Genomic DNA, 14316 nt, shown 5'->3' with positions numbered 1-14316 from the left:
CAGATGTTACGTCGTCGTCGTCAAAATAGGTCAGGCGGCGGCGTTTCGCCATGGATGGTTCCGGCGAGGTCGCTTTCCTGCGTCGTTTCGCCCAGGACCCCGGCAAGAGCGAGGGCCAGACGGCGCGGCGCCAGGGCGCGAACTCCGGCCTCCCGCCATGCAAGAACCGGCGCATCTCCGCCGTCCCGGATCAGGACCGGCAGAGCCGCGCGGGCCCAGGGCGGAACCGTGTTCACGATGGCGCGATCCGCTCTGGACAGGGCGTTCAGGCGACCGGACGCGGCGGTGACGGTCCAGCCCGGCTCGCGGGCGGTGATCTCATAGCGCCCGTCCCAGACCGCGGACCGGCCGGGCTCAAGCGCGACGTCCGGGACGGGACGGCGCCGCAGTTCTCCGGCCTCGCGACCGACGATGACGTTCTCGCCGAGCGCCTCGATCCGCGCGCCGACGAGGGTGGCGGTGAAGTCTTCGGCTGCATTCAACCGTTCCGCCAGCCTCTCGAGCCGATCCCCGCGCGGGGGCACCTCGCCACCGGATGCGCAGAGAAGCATCGCCGCCAGTCCTGTCGTACCGACAGAGCGATCGATCTCAATTCCCTCTCCCAGCGGGAGAGGGATTGAGCGCACGGCGGCTTGCCGTCGTTCTTGCGCGAAAGGGTGAGGGGCATGGTGTGTCCCGGTGAGGCCAAGCCCCTCACCCTTTCGGCCTGGCGCATCGCTCCGCTCTGCGAGCCTCAAGCCCTCTCCCGAAGGCAGAGGGTTCAACGCCACACGGGCTCGGGAGCGCGTGAACCGGGCATCAGCATTCCCCGGATCCTCGATCCAGTCCCGGCCCCCCTCCCGCAACCACTCCCGCAAAATCTCCCGCCGCTCGTCCAGCATCGGCCGCAGCAACATCAGCCCCCGCCCCTCGGGCCAGGCCGGGCTCGGCGACCATTCCCTCAGCCGGCCCAGGGTCGAGCCCCGTTCCCGCATCCAGTCGCTCTCGGCGATGTCGTCGGCGGTGTGGGCGAACAGGACGACCCTGGCCCCCGCCTCCCGCGCGGCATCGGCGATCAGGCCATGCCGCGCACGACGCGCCGCGGCGGGCAGGCTGGTCCCCGGCTTCTCCCCCTCCCAGCGGCATTCGATCCAGTCCGCCTCGAGCGCCCGCGCAGCAGCCCGGCAGCGGCGGCTCCAGTCCGCGCTGTCCGGGTTCAGCCTGTGATCCACAGTGATCGCCAGCAGCCGTCGCCCGGCCCCCTTCGCCCACACGGCCGCGATTTCCAGCAGAGCCATGGAGTCCCCGCCGCCGGACAGGGCCAGGGCGACAGGATGATCGACGTTCGTCTGAAGCCGCGCCTCCAGCCGCACCGCGACCCGGCCTTCCAGCCCGGCCGCGTCGCTCGGGCTCAGCGGCAGGCCGCCCGGGTCCGGGTGTCCGCAGCGATGGCGCGCAGGGCCGGCGTCGAGGTCCGCTCATAGCGCCGGACAAATTCGCCCAGAGCCGCGCAGGCCTGGGCGTCCCGGTTGGTCGCCTCCAGCCCGCGCGCGAGCTTCAGCGTCACCTCCCCGGCCCACGGCAGTGTCGGCCAACCGGACAGGGCGGTGGCGTACTGCTGCACGGCACCGGCCTGATCCCCCGTGGCGCGGAGGATGTCGCCGATACGCCAGACGGCTTCCTTGCCCGACGGCGTATCCGGCCAGTTGGTCGCCACGGCCTCGAGCGCGGCGCGCGACGCGGCAGGATCGGTCAGGGCACGCGCGGCGGCCAGGTCGGACACGGCGTCGCCGGTCGGCGAACGCGGCCCGCGCGCGGCCTCCTCTGCGGCCTCCTGTGCGGCGGCCTCGGCGGCGCGTCTGGCCGCTTCAGCGGCGTTCTCCAGCCGTCCAACGCGGTTGTCCGCATCGTTCAACCGGCTGCGCAGGGCGGCGTTGTCGCGATCGCTCTCGTCCAGCTGGAAGGTCAGCCGCTCCAGGTCCGCGTTCACGCGCTGGACGGTCTGCTCCATGTCCTGAAGCCGGCGATCCATCTGCGCCACCCGACCCTTCAGGGCGATCAGCTCCGGATCGGATTCGACCAGCAGGGGCTCGCCGACCTGATTGTTGCGCTGGATCAGGGCGCGCTCGAGCCGGCGAACGTTGCGGTCCAGGGTGTCGAGGCGGCGGACATCCCACTGGATCGCGGGCAGGGGCTGGGTCTGGGCGATCACCGCGCCGCCGATCAGGCCGCAGCCCACCACGGCGAGGGCGATGTTCCGGAACGAGAATGGGCTCTTCATGACGCTACAGCTTTCATCGATTTGAGGCCGCCGCAAGGCGTCAGGCGCCGAAGCCCAGATAGAAGACGGCGACGACGAAAAGGGTCGAAGCAAACAGGCAGAAGAACAGCAGCAGCACCGTGCGCCACAGCGCCGACCAGATCGACAACCCGTAGGTCCCCTTCAGCTGGGCGAACATGTGAAGCGGGACAGCGAAGGTCCCGACCACGCCGAGGAACCCTGAGAACCACCCGCTCATCCGCCCAAGGACGCCGAACGCCACGAACAGGATGGACATGAAGGTCAGGGAGTAGAGCACGAACACCCCGTGATCGTACCAGGTGAATCCGCGCTTCCAGGCGAGCAGGAGCCAGACGAACGGGATCGAGAACGGGACCAGAAGCCACGCAAACTTGTAGGTCGTCTGCTGGAATTTATAGACGGCTAGGTCGGGATTCCCGAGCTTGTGCAGCATCTTTTCCTGCATCTTCTTGTCGCCGATGCCGACGACGACAAAATTCTCGTCATGGACCGTATCGGCCATGTTGGCCTGCCAGCTTCCGGGCGTCAGGCCGTCGGCGCGCGGCCCCGCGGCCTTGGCCTCCTTCAGGCCGTCGAGCTGGTTCTCGGCCGCGTCCAGACCGGCCTCAAGCCCCGCCTCGACGCCCTCGGCTCCGGGCTCGTCTGCCGCGACACTGGGCGCGTTCGCGGCGATCTGGGTCTGCAGTTCAGCCACCGCCGTCTCGGCATTGGCGATCTGCTCGTCCAGGCTCCGCGTCTCGTTCGGAACGAAGTCGCCCGCGAAACTCAGGGCGAAGAACATCAGGAATATCGTGAACAGGAAGATCGCCAGGGGCGAGACGTAGCGGGTCCGTTTGCCTTGAATCCACTCGCGCGTCAGCCGTCCCGGATTGAGCAACAACAGCGGCAGGGTGCGCCAGATCCGGGCGTCGAAATGCATGACCCCGTGCAGCACTTCCTCGCCGAGATGCAGGAGGCTGCGATGCACATGGGTCGGCTGGCCGCAGTTGGCGCAGAAATTTCCGGTGGTCGGCTCGCCACAGTCGCTGCAGGTCCCGGCGTGGTGCTCGCCGGCCTTGCCCGTCGGCTTCTCGATCGCTCCCGCGATCAGCCCGCCGGTCGCCAGACCGCCCGCCGCATCGATATCCACCATGGCCCCCTCCGGCTCTGCGTCGGCCCTATGTGCAGTGCAGCGAGGGAGCGAGCAAGGGCGGATCGGTCTCCTCCCTGTGCGAAGCATGGGGAGGTGGCGCGGCGCTTCTTCAGCGCCGTGACGGAGGGGGCGAGGTAGCGGCGGGAATGAGGGCTGGTGATGGCTCCCCGGTCAAACCGGGTCGCCCCCTCCGTCAGCTCACGAAGAGCTCGCCGCAACCTCCCCATCGCTGCGCGACAGGGAGGAGACACGTTTTGCCTACTGAGCGCCCGAAGCGATCGCCGTGTGGCCGTTGCGGTTGCGGGCCCACGAGTCCTCGGTGGAGCCGACGGCGATCGGGCGTTCCTTGCCGAAGCTGATTGTATCGATGCGGCCGGCCGAGACGCCGCGTTCGATCAGATAGTTGCGGATCGATTCGGCGCGGCGGGCACCGAGGGCGAGGTTGTATTCGCGGGTGCCGCGTTCGTCGGCATTGCCCTCGATGCGGACGGTGACGCCCGGATAGCGCGACAGCCAGGCGGCCTGGGCATCCAGCCGCGGATAGGCCTCGGGGCTGACCGAATAGGAATCGAGGTCGAAATAGATCCGGTCGCCGACGTTGACGATGAAGTCCTGTTCCGAGCCGGGCGCACCCGAACCGATATTGCCGCCCTCGATGCCGCCGTTGCCGGGGCCCGGATAGGCGGGATTGTCGACCGCCGGGGTGCCGGTCCCGTCCGTCGCGCCGGTCACCGGGGCGCGGGGCGCGCAGGCGGCCATCGACAGAACAGCCAGACCGACCAACGCGAACCTGGTCATCGTGGAAGCGGTCATCATCGGGTCGTCTCCTTCTGGGTGGCGGTCCTGCGAAGCTTGAGCATAGGTCGCGAACCGTGGCTTTTGTCTGTGCCGTCTCCGGCGATAACGCACTGTTGTTCGGGCGGGTCCCCCGAACGGCTTTTTACGAAGAGCAGCTGTCGGCCCCCTGACCGACGCCGAGGTTGCTGGGGCTTTCGTCCAGCAGCGGCGACCAGGCGGGGTCTGAACCCCGGCCCTGGTATCCCGACTGGGCGATGACGCGGCCGGACAGGTCGACCATCCACAGGTTGGTGTTCCCGCCGCGCGTCTGGCGCGAGAACATCAGGTAGCGGCCGTTGGGAGCCCAGGACGGGCCCTCCTCGAAATAGGAGCGACTCAGCATCCGTTCGCCGGACCCGTCGACGCCCATCACCCCGATGCCGAACTGGCCGCCGCCGGACTTGGTGAAGGCGATCAGGTCGCCGCGCGGGCTCCAGGCCGGAGCCGTATAGCTGCCACCGCCCCGCGAGATCGGCCGCTGGCCCGAGCCGTCGGCGTTCATCACATAGAGGCGCGGCGTCCCCGTCCGGTCGGAGTTGAACACGATCCGCGACGCGTCCGGCGAAAACGACGGCGAGGTGTCGACGCCCGGATCACTGGTCAGACGAGACAGCTGCCGCGTCCTCAGGTTCATCACATAGACGTCGGTATTGCCGCCCCGGACGATCGAGAAGGCGACCTTCGACCCATCCGGCGAATAGCGCGGCGCAAAGGCCTGGCCGTCGAACTCGCCCAGGCTTTCACGACGACCGGTGGTCAGGTTGTAGAGGTAGATACGGCTGTAGTCCTCGCCCAGCGCCATATAGGTGATCTCGTCGGAGTTGGACGAGAAGCGCGGCGTCAGGATGATCTCCGAGCCATCGGTCAGGAAGACAGGGTTGTACCCGTCCTGATCCACGATCGCGAGGCGCGACAGGCGGTTCAGCTCCGTGCCGCTCTCGGCGACATAGATGATGCGGGTGTCGAAGATGCCGGTCTCGCCGGTCATCCGGGCATAGACGACGTCGGCGATCTTGTGCGCGATCCGGCGCCATTGCTCGGGCGTGGCGGTGAAATTGTAGCTGACCAGCTGGCACTGACGGTAGGGGTCATACAGTCGGAAGCCGAAGTCGTTCCGGCCGTCCGGTCGCGGCGAGACCGAACCGTACAGAACCGCCTGGGCCCCGATCTGGGTCCACTGCGGGAAGTTCGGCGCATTGGCCAGGCTCAGATTGGTCTCGATGAAGCTGGCCGGGTTGATCGGCTCGAAGAAGCCCGAGCGGCGCAGGTCGCCCGACAGAACATCGGCGATCGAGGCACCGTTCTGGCCGCTGAACGGGGCGACGGCGATCTGGAACGGCCGCAGCACGCCCTGATCGATCTCGACCTCGATCGGTTCGCCCGTCTGGGCCGGCTGGGCCTGGGTCTGCTGGCGCGAAGGGCCGTTCAGATCCCGCGTCGACTGGGCCTGCGCCATCGAGGTCGCGGCAATGCCGATGGCGGCCACGGTGCTCAGAAGCAGGTTCAGACGCATCGGTGTCTCCTCAAGGCCTGGCGAGATGTCCCGGTCCTTATCGCCAGACCGTGTGACAAACGCCAGTACAGGCTGAAGCTTGCGGGCGAATGGGGCGACTTTCGGGACGGCAACCTTTGCCGGGCGGTCCCGTCAGGCATCGTCAGGAATTGATGCGTGATGCGTGATGCGCTATGCTCCGGCCATGAGAACGACGTTGACCATCGACGATGACCTTTTGGAGCGAGCCAGAGCGATCGCCGACCACGAAAATCGTTCAATCGGGGACGTGGTGTCCGAGCGCCTGCGCAAGTCCTTCGAGACATCGGGCCCGGAGCTGGAAATGTGGAACGGCTTCCCGCAGCTGCCAAGGCGCGGGGCCGTCGTGACGATGCAGATGGTCAACGCTGCGAGGGATGAAGACGGTTGATCCATCTTCTCGACGCGAACGTCCTGATCGCTCTGATTGACCCCGATCACGTCCACAACGCCTATGCCAAAGCATGGTTTGAACAAACCATCGACGAAGGCTGGGCGACGTGTCCGATTACGCAACACGCCTTCATTCGCATCGCCGGCAAGCCGTCCTATCAGATGCAGGGAACTGCGTCGGACATGGCGGAGATTCTCAAGCGGGTCTGCCAGCGACCAGGCCATGTCTTCTGGCCGGAATCCATCAGCCTGCTGTCATCACCGCTCGTGGATACCGCACGACTGACCAGTCACGGCCAGATCACCGACACCTACCTTCTCGCTCTGGCCGTGCACAACGGCGGGCGTCTCGCGACCTTCGACCGACGTCTTTCGCCGCGGGCGGTCAAGGGCGGAGCCGAAGCCTTGGCGCTGATCAAAAGCGCAGACGCCTAGCGGTTCCGGCATGCCCGTTCGGTGTTGAACGTCGGCCTGAACGCGCCGCCCGGGAAACCCGCCGGAACATCGAACGGGGCCGTCTGGCGAATGGCTCGCAGCGCCCCGTCTGCAGCGGCGCGATAGACCGAATCGGATCGTGGATTGCGCAGTGTCGGGCCCGAGGTGATCCGCCCTTCAGCCGACAGGGTCACGTCCATCTCGATCCGCAGCTGGTTCGCCCCGGGGATGTCGCAGGGCAGGGTCCAGTTCGGATAGACCTGGTTGAAGATGGCGGTCAGCTGCGGTCCCGTCGCCTGCGCCGCCTGTCCCCGCCCCTGCTGGCCCGTCGGCGCGCGAGGCCCCGGCGTCGGCGCAGGCCGACGCGGACCGGCGAGGGCGTCCAGATCCAGCGAGGGCTGCGGCTGGGCCGGAGCCGGTCGGGGCGGCGTCGGACGGGGCGGCGTGGGCCTCGGCGGCGTCGGACGGGGCGGGGTCGGTCTGGGGGTCGGAGTCGGCGTGGGCCGCGGGGTCGGAGCGGGAAGCGTGGGCGCCGGCGGGACCGGTTCCGGCGGCGTCTCGACCGGCGCGGTCGCGGCCTCCTCGGTCACCAGCTCTTCCGAAGGATTGTCGGGCGCGGCGGCCTCGACCACTGCCGAGGAGATGATCGACACCGGCACCGACGACACGGTCGGCATGATCTCGGCCTCGCTCTCGGGCCAGCGGATCAGGAACATCGCCGCCACGCCCGCATGCAGCAGCAGCGCGCCCAGGACCGCCGGTGACGGACGCGAGGCCACCATGGCTCAGCCTTCCCCGCCCGGAGCCGGTTCCGCCGTATCGGTGATCAGGTTCAGCTTGGTGAAACCGGCCGCCGACAGCCGCGCCATGACCCGCGCCACTGCCTGATAGGGCGCGCGCCCGTCGGCGCGCACGAAGATCGACAGGTCCTCGCGGTCCGTGCCCTCGGCGGCTTCCGCCACCCGGTCCGTCAGGGCGTCGTAGGCCGTCTCGTCGCGCTGGACGAAGATCGCGCCCTCGCGGTCGATCGACACCGTCACCGGCGGTTTGTCGGTCTCGACTGCGCTGGCCTCGGTCTTGGGCAGTTCGACCGGCACGCCCACGGTCAGCAGCGGTGCCGAGATCATGAAGATGATCAGCAGCACCAGCATCACGTCCACCAGGGGCGTGACGTTGATCTCGCTCAATGGCCGTTTCCGGGCGCGGCGTCGGCCCCGCACATGGCCTCCGCCTCCGCCCATCGCCCCACCACCGGCCACGACTCAGACGCTCCGGCGGAAGGACAGGTCAGGGGCGGACGGCGGCGGCGGCGGGGGCGCAACCGGCGCAGAGCCTCCGCCCAGACGGCGCGCCACCGCGGCCTGCAGGTCGTCGGCGAAGCTTTCCAGACGGCCCGTGAACTTGCCCGCGTCGATGGAGAACTTGTTGTAGGCGATATAGGCCGGAATGGCCGCCGCAAGGCCGATGGCCGTGGCGAACAGGGCCTCGGCGATAGCCGGCGCAACGGTCGTCAGATTGGTGTTCCCCGCCGCCGCAATCCGCCCGAAGGCGTTCATGATGCCCCAGACCGTGCCGAACAGGCCGATGAAGGGCGAGGCCGTGGCGACCACCGACAACACGCCCAGGCCTTCCTCGATCCGCTGGCCCTCGCGCGCGATCAGGGAATCGAGGCTGCGGTCGATGCGCGAGATCAGCAGATTGCCCTCGGTATCGGTCAGCGGACCCTTGCGCCGCGTCTCGCGCCAGTCCGACAGGGCGATCAACAGCATGCGCGGCAGGGCATGCTCCGGCTCCGGTCCCGCCTGCGCCGCCACATCCTCCAGCGACCGGCCCGAGGCGATGGCTTTTTCGAAGGCGTTGGCCTGGGTGTTCAGGGCGGTGAAGCGAAAGGCCTTGTCGATGATCACCGTCCACGACCACACCGAGGCGACGGCCAGGCCGACCATCACGCTCTTCACCACCCAGTCGGCGGCCAGGAACAGGGTCACCGGGTTCAGCATCGAAGCTTCGGAGGCGACAGTGGCGGCGACGGTCATGGGCGGATCCTGGGAAGTGCAGTCGGACTCTATCGAGCCATGCGGCGTGGCGGTTCTATGGCCGGGGGGCGTATTGGACGGCCGTCGATTCCTGACGAAGCCGCGCGCGAGTCTAGCCGCGCCCGGGCTTCCAGCAAGTTACCAGTCCGTCAGTCGTTTGCCAGCCACGGCGTCACCGCCTCGACCAGCGCCTTCGTCGGTCTGCGCGGCCGGCCGTCCAGATGGATGCAGACCGCGGTGACATCGGCCCGGCACAGCGCCTCACCCTTCCGCTCGATGACCTGGGAGATCAGCAGCCGCACCCCTTTCACAGCGTCATAGGTGGTCCGCACCACCAGGGCGTCGTCGATCCGCGCGGGCTTGATGAAATGCAGCTTCATCTCCGCCACCACAAAGGCCAGCGGCGGATCGATCTCCAGCAACTGCGTGTGGCCGATGCCCGCCAGCCTCAGGAAATCCGACCGCCCGCGCTCGAAATACCGGACGTAGTTGGCGTGATAGACCACCCCGGTGAAGTCGGTGTCCTCGTAATAGACCCGCACCGGCAACAGGTGCGCCCGGCCTTCGAAACGGCCGGCGGTGGGTTGGTCGATCATGCGGCCGGCGGATCCAGGGTAAAGTCCAGCGGCGTGCCTGCGGCCGGCAGACAGCTGCGGTCCACCGGCGCCGACGGGTCGCGCAGGAAGTCCCGCGCCATCGCCCGCGTGCAGGGGCTTGCGTTGATCACCCCGTGGGTGGCGTTGGTCACGATCACCACCTGGCTGTTGGCGTAGCCCCGTGCGGCGGCCTCTGTCAGGGCCGGTGGGCAGCCGGGATCGATCTCGGCGGCGACGAACAGGGTCGGGATGTCGGTCACGACCGGCGCGTTCTCGATCGGATCGGCCGGACGCTCGCCGATCGCCTCGCAGACGTCGAACAGCCGCGACAGTGACGGAACCAGCACCTCCGCCACCGGATCGCCCGCCGCCCCGGCCACCAGCCGCGCCTTCGATTCGAACGGCAGCTCCTCCTTGCACAGGTGCGCCATGTGCTGGCCTTCGAAATAGTAGGTCCGGCTCTCGGCGATTTCGGCGACGGGCGTCAGGTCGCCGGCGAGGATCCTGTCCAGATCGGCCGGCAGGCGGCGCACCCCGACCCGGCTGTAGGTGGTGTCCATCAGGAAGGCGGACAGGTCGTCGACATTGAACGTCCGCCCGTCCCTGCCCGTGATCGGTCCTGCCAGCCAGCGCCGCGCCTCGACCTCGAACCGCGCCTGCATGTCGGGATAGCGGGCGCTGCAGTCCGCCTGGGCCGCGCATTTGGCGAGGATGATCCGCACCGCGGTCGAGACCTGCTCGGGCGTGCCCACGGCCCAGTTGCCCTCGGGCGGCCACGGACTGTCCATCACGACGGCGCGCACGATCTGCGGCTGATGGGTGATGACGGCGGCCTCGATCCGGGGCCCGTAAGAGCCGCCGCGCAAGTCGATCTTTTCCAGCCCGAGCACCTGCGTCAGGTCGCGCACATCGTCGGCGATGGCGGCGGCATTGTACCAGTTCAGATCGATCCCTTGCGCCTGATAGCCCCGCAGACACGCGATCAGCCCGTCGCGATCCTCGTCCGACGGCGGCCCCGCGTCGGTCAGTTCGACGCCCGGACAATCCATCGACGGAGAGCCCAGACCGGCACCTCTCTGGTCGAAGAAGATCATGTCCTGATCGACGGCCAGGGCGTCCGGGTTTTGCTGCGCGGCCTGCAACATGCGACCGACGCCCGGCGTCGAGGCCCCGCCCGGCCCGCCGTGGAAATTCACCACAGGCGGCAGCAGATGCCCCGACGCGTCGCGATACGGCGTCGACGCCTTGACGATCACCACGGCGACGTCGATCCGCCGCTCGCTCGACCCGTCGCGCGCCTCGTCGACCGTCAGCGTGCCGCAACGAACCTCGCGCACTCCGGTCGGCCACTCGGCCGGACAGGCGGTGTCGGTGAACACCGGATCGGCGGCGATGGCGGGCGCGGCCAGCGCGATCCCGCCGGACAGCACGGACAGGGCAGCGAGTGCGCGAAGGATCATGGTCGGTCTCCGGTTCACCGACACCAAAGTCCCGCGCCCCGCGCTTTGCAAGCGGCCTGCAAAAGTTAACTGGCGCGCCACGCGACCGACGCGTTAGCTGTTGTCCGTTGAAGGGAAAGCCATGCATCGCCGCCTGACCGCCGCCGTCGCCGCCCTGGCTCTGGTCACCGCCACGCCGGGCCTCGCCCAGACCCCGGCGCCCGCGCCCGCCCCCACGACCTTCGACGAGGCGGTGGCGCAGATCGATGCGAACTTCGACCGCTGGCAGGCCCAGGCCCACGCCCCCGGCCTGATCTGGGGCGTCGTCCTGAACGGTCAGCTTCGCCACGCCCGCTTCACCGGCCGGCGCAATCTGGCCAGCCAGGCACCGGTCGACCTGCACTCCCTGTTCCGCATCGCCTCCATGTCCAAGGCCTTCACCGCCCTGGCGATCCTCAAGCTGCGCGACGAGGGAAAACTGTCCCTCGACGACCTCGCCGAGACCCATGTGCCGGAGATGGCGAACTGGACCTGGCCCACGGCGGATTCGCCCCGGATCAAGGTCCGCGACCTGCTCAACCACGCCGCGGGCTTCGTCACCGACGATCCCTGGGGCGACCGGCAGCAGGTCCTGACCGAGGCCGAATTCACCGCCATGCTCGAAACGGGCGTCCCCTTCACCCGCGCGCCCGGGATGGCGTTCGAATACTCCAATTTCGGCTACGCCCTGCTGGGGCGGATCGTGACCAATGTCTCCGGTCGTCCGTACAATGACTATATCCAGCAAGAGCTCATGCAGCCGCTCGGCATGAACTCGACCGGCTATGACGTCTTCGCCTCGAACCCGGTCCAGCGCGCCCTCGGCTACCGCTGGGAGAACGAGGCCTGGGTGCCCGAGCCGGACATGCGTCACGGCGTGTTCGGATCGATGGGCGGGGTCCAGACCAGCGCTCCCGACTATACGAAATGGATCGCCTTCCTCCTGTCCGCCTGGCCCGCCCGCGACGACGCAGAGACCGGCCCGGTCCGCCGCTCGACGGTGCGCGAGATGGCGACCGGCTCCAACTTCGTCTCCGCCAGCGTCCGCACCCTGCCCGACGGAACGCCCTGCCCGGTCGGGGTCGCCTACGGCATGGGTCTGCGGGTCTCGACCGATTGCGAGCTCGGCCCGGTCCTGGCCCATGGCGGCGGCTACCCCGGCTACGGGTCCTATATGATCCTGCTGCCGGAGCGGGGGCTGGGCCTGTTCGCCTTCGCCAACCGAACCTACGCCGGCCCGTCCGCGCCCCTGCTGGAGGCCGCCAGCCTGATCGTCCGCTCGGGCGCCGCTCCGGTTCGCGAGACTCCCGTCAGCGCTGACCTGGCCTCGGCCTATGCCGCAGCCGGCTCCATCTGGGCCGCCGGGGACGTGTCCGTGGAGCAGGATCGGCTGGCGATGAATTTCCTGATGGACCGCTCGGTCGGGAACTGGCGCACCGTCCTGACGGCGGCGAAGACCGACGCCGGCGACTGCCTCACCGACACGCCCGTCGTCGGCACAGGCGCCCTGTCCGGCGTCTTCGACTGGACCTGTGAGAACGGCCATATCTTGGGCCGGGTCCTGCTGGCTCCAACCACGCCCTGGTCGATCCAGGCGCTCAACTATCGTCTGATCCCGGACGCGCCCTGATCTATTCGAACAGACCGCCCTGCGGCGGGACCATCGGCTTCGGCGGTTCGCTCAGGCCCAGGTGCGCATAGGCCTTCGCACAGGCCATCCGCCCGCGCGGGGTCCGCTGGATAAAGCCCTGCTGCAGCAGATAAGGTTCGATCACATCCTCGACCGCATCGCGCGCCTCGGCGATCGCCGCCGCCAGGGTGTCCATCCCGACCGGCCCGCCACCGTAGTTCTCGATCAGGGCCTTCAGGAAGCGGCGGTCGTTGGAATCCAGCCCGACCTCGTCGATCTCCAGCCGCGACAGGGCCCGCGCCGCCACCAGCCTGTCGATCACTGCCGCGCCCTCGGCCTCGGCGAAGTCCCGTACCCGGCGCAGTAATCGTCCGGCCACGCGCGGCGTGCCCCGGGCCCGCGACGCGATCTCCCGCGCGCCCTCGTCGTTGATCGGCGTCCCCATCTTGCGTGCCGCACCGGTGATAACCCGCACCAGTTCCTCCGGCGTGTAGAACTCAAGCCGCAACGGAATCCCGAACCGGTCCCTCAGTGGCGTCGCCAGCAGCCCCGCCCGCGTCGTCGCCCCGACGAGGGTGAAGGGCGCGAGATCGATCCGCACCGACCGCGCCGACGGTCCCTCGCCGATAATCAGGTCCAGCACATGGTCCTCCATGGCGGGATAGAGGATCTCCTCGACCGTCGGAGCCAGCCGGTGGATCTCGTCGATGAACAGGACGTCGCGCGGTTCCAGATTGGTCAGGATCGCCGCCAGGTCCCCCGCCTTGGCCAGAATCGGCCCCGAGGTCGCCCGGAAGCCCACGCCCAGTTCCCTCGACACGATCTGCGCCAGCGTCGTCTTGCCCAGCCCCGGCGGTCCGAACAGCAGCACATGGTCCAGCGCCTCGCCGCGTTTCCGTGCCGCGTCGATGAAAATCTTCAGATTGCCCTTGGCCGCTTCCTGACCGACGAACTCCGACAGGGTCTGCGGCCGCAGCGCGCGGTCGTAGGCCTCGCCGGGGGCGGGCTCGGGCGAGATGATGCGGTCGTCGGTCATAACGTCCTTCTCCCCTTGCGGGAGAAGGTGGCCGAGCGAAGCGAGGTCGGATGAGGGGTCTCGCTAACCTCAACCATCCGCGCCTGATCCACCCACCCCAGCAGTCGGCGTGACCCCTCATCCGTCAGCCTTCGGCTGCCACCTTCTCCCGCAAGGGGAGAAGGGAAGTGAAGACCTCTCACCGCCCCAGCTCCTGCAGGGCCGCCCGGATTACGGCCGACAGTTCGGCCTCGTCGCCCAGCCGGATCAGGGCCTGATCCACGGCCCGGCGCGCATTGACCTCGGCCACGCCCAGCCCCAGCAGGGCCGAGACCGCCTCGCCCGTCACGCTCGGGACCGGCGGCGCGATCTCGGCGTGCACGCCCGCCACAGACGGCGTGAACGACACATCGCCCAGCGACTTGCCCTTCAGCTCGGTGACGATCCGCAGCGCCAGTTTCGGCCCCACGCCGTTGGCCCGGCCGATCGCGGCCTTGTCGTCCCGCGCCACGGCGCTCGCCAGTTCGCCCGGCGGCAGCACGTCCAGAACCGACAGCGCCGCCTTGGGCCCCACCCCCTGGATGGCCAGCAGGGTCGTGAACGCCCGTCGCTCGTCGCGCGTCAGGAAACCGTAAAGCCGCGGCCCCCCGTCCTCGCTCCACTGCGAATGGACATGCAGGGTCGCTTCGTCGCCCGGTGCCGGCAGCCGCGTCAGGGTCCGCGCGCCACAGGCGACGACATAGCCCACCCCCGCGCAGTCGATCAGGCAGTGCCCTTCCTCGACCTCGGCCAGCACGCCCCTCAAGCGACCGATCATGTATTCCTCCCCCATCGGGGGAGGGGGACCGCAGCGCGCTTGCGCTGGGGTGGAGGGGGCTCACCGCGAAGAAGGTGTCTGGGGTTGGCCCCCTCCACCGCGACGCGGTCCCCCTCCCCCAACGGGGGAGGAACA

Annotated in this window: 15 protein-coding genes; 3 read left to right on the top strand and 12 right to left on the bottom strand. The window is 68.7% G+C overall.

Translation table 11 applies throughout. The features are described 5' to 3' along the window. Positions 1 to 20: 20 nt before the first annotated feature. The 5 genes from tilS to tolB form a co-directional block, all read right to left on the bottom strand. The gene (gene tilS / locus ACW18A_RS01465; RefSeq protein ID WP_492023048.1) at positions 21 to 1352 is read right to left on the bottom strand and encodes a tRNA lysidine(34) synthetase TilS; all 1332 of its coding nucleotides are present in this window, start codon (positions 1350 to 1352) and stop codon (positions 21 to 23) included. Between the two features lie 38 nt (positions 1353 to 1390). Beyond that, on the bottom strand, positions 1391 to 2260 hold the full coding sequence (locus tag ACW18A_RS01460; protein ID WP_492023047.1) for a tetratricopeptide repeat protein: 870 nt from the start codon (positions 2258 to 2260) through the stop codon (positions 1391 to 1393). A 40-nt stretch (positions 2261 to 2300) separates the two neighbouring features. Then, complete coding sequence (locus tag ACW18A_RS01455) at positions 2301 to 3413, bottom strand: DUF3667 domain-containing protein (protein ID WP_492023046.1); 1113 nt, start codon at positions 3411 to 3413, stop codon at positions 2301 to 2303. A 258-nt stretch (positions 3414 to 3671) separates the two neighbouring features. After that, on the bottom strand, positions 3672 to 4226 hold the full coding sequence (pal, locus tag ACW18A_RS01450; protein WP_492024313.1) for a peptidoglycan-associated lipoprotein Pal: 555 nt from the start codon (positions 4224 to 4226) through the stop codon (positions 3672 to 3674). A gap of 127 nt (positions 4227 to 4353) precedes the next feature. After that, positions 4354 to 5763 (bottom strand): Tol-Pal system beta propeller repeat protein TolB, encoded by a 1410-nt coding sequence (gene tolB / locus ACW18A_RS01445; RefSeq protein WP_492023045.1) that lies wholly within the window; start codon positions 5761 to 5763, stop codon positions 4354 to 4356. 196 nt (positions 5764 to 5959) lie between these two features. Between tolB and ACW18A_RS01440 the strand changes: the two genes are divergently transcribed. Together ACW18A_RS01440 and ACW18A_RS01435 are read left to right on the top strand one after the other, a co-directional pair. Next, the gene (locus ACW18A_RS01440; protein ID WP_492023044.1) at positions 5960 to 6172 is read left to right on the top strand and encodes a CopG family transcriptional regulator; all 213 of its coding nucleotides are present in this window, start codon (positions 5960 to 5962) and stop codon (positions 6170 to 6172) included. Next, the gene (locus tag ACW18A_RS01435) at positions 6169 to 6609 is read left to right on the top strand and encodes a TA system VapC family ribonuclease toxin (RefSeq protein ID WP_492023043.1); all 441 of its coding nucleotides are present in this window, start codon (positions 6169 to 6171) and stop codon (positions 6607 to 6609) included. Before ACW18A_RS01440 ends, ACW18A_RS01435 begins: the two co-directional genes overlap by 4 nt. On the opposite strand, the gene ACW18A_RS01430 is transcribed toward ACW18A_RS01435, so the two are convergent. From ACW18A_RS01430 to ACW18A_RS01410, 5 genes are all read right to left on the bottom strand, one after another. Continuing rightward, positions 6606 to 7391 (bottom strand): hypothetical protein, encoded by a 786-nt coding sequence (locus ACW18A_RS01430; protein WP_492023042.1) that lies wholly within the window; start codon positions 7389 to 7391, stop codon positions 6606 to 6608. The two genes, ACW18A_RS01435 and ACW18A_RS01430, sit on opposite strands and share 4 nt — an antisense overlap. A gap of 3 nt (positions 7392 to 7394) precedes the next feature. After that, positions 7395 to 7850, bottom strand: a complete 456-nt coding sequence (gene tolR, locus ACW18A_RS01425) for a protein TolR (RefSeq protein ID WP_492023041.1) — start codon at positions 7848 to 7850, stop codon at positions 7395 to 7397. 21 nt (positions 7851 to 7871) lie between these two features. Further along, positions 7872 to 8645: a protein TolQ gene (gene tolQ / locus ACW18A_RS01420; protein ID WP_492023040.1), complete on the bottom strand. Its 774-nt coding sequence runs from the start codon at positions 8643 to 8645 to the stop codon at positions 7872 to 7874. 149 nt (positions 8646 to 8794) lie between these two features. Then, positions 8795 to 9241, bottom strand: coding sequence for a tol-pal system-associated acyl-CoA thioesterase (ybgC, locus tag ACW18A_RS01415; RefSeq protein ID WP_492023039.1), 447 nt, complete (start codon positions 9239 to 9241; stop codon positions 8795 to 8797). After that, positions 9238 to 10701 carry an alpha/beta hydrolase gene (locus ACW18A_RS01410; RefSeq protein WP_492023038.1) on the bottom strand — a complete coding sequence of 488 codons (1464 nt, stop codon included), beginning with the start codon at positions 10699 to 10701 and terminating at the stop codon, positions 9238 to 9240. The genes ybgC and ACW18A_RS01410 overlap by 4 nt, the downstream gene beginning before the upstream one ends. Positions 10702 to 10822: 121 nt before the next feature. Here ACW18A_RS01410 and ACW18A_RS01405 point away from each other — a divergent pair, with 121 nt between their 5' ends. Next, positions 10823 to 12349 carry a serine hydrolase domain-containing protein gene (locus tag ACW18A_RS01405; RefSeq protein WP_492023037.1) on the top strand — a complete coding sequence of 509 codons (1527 nt, stop codon included), beginning with the start codon at positions 10823 to 10825 and terminating at the stop codon, positions 12347 to 12349. A gap of 1 nt (position 12350) precedes the next feature. Here ACW18A_RS01405 and ruvB read toward each other — a convergent pair whose 3' ends face one another. Together ruvB and ruvA are read right to left on the bottom strand one after the other, a co-directional pair. Continuing rightward, positions 12351 to 13385, bottom strand: coding sequence for a Holliday junction branch migration DNA helicase RuvB (gene ruvB, locus ACW18A_RS01400; RefSeq protein WP_492023036.1), 1035 nt, complete (start codon positions 13383 to 13385; stop codon positions 12351 to 12353). 178 nt (positions 13386 to 13563) lie between these two features. Next, a complete protein-coding gene (gene ruvA, locus ACW18A_RS01395; RefSeq protein WP_492023035.1) occupies positions 13564 to 14181 on the bottom strand; it encodes a Holliday junction branch migration protein RuvA in 618 nt (205 codons plus the stop codon). Positions 14182 to 14316: the final 135 nt, after the last annotated feature.

This window comes from Brevundimonas sp. AVps5 (assembly GCF_058681515.1).
Note: the sequence above shows the minus strand (reverse complement) of the source record. Positions and strands in the feature narration are given on the sequence as shown.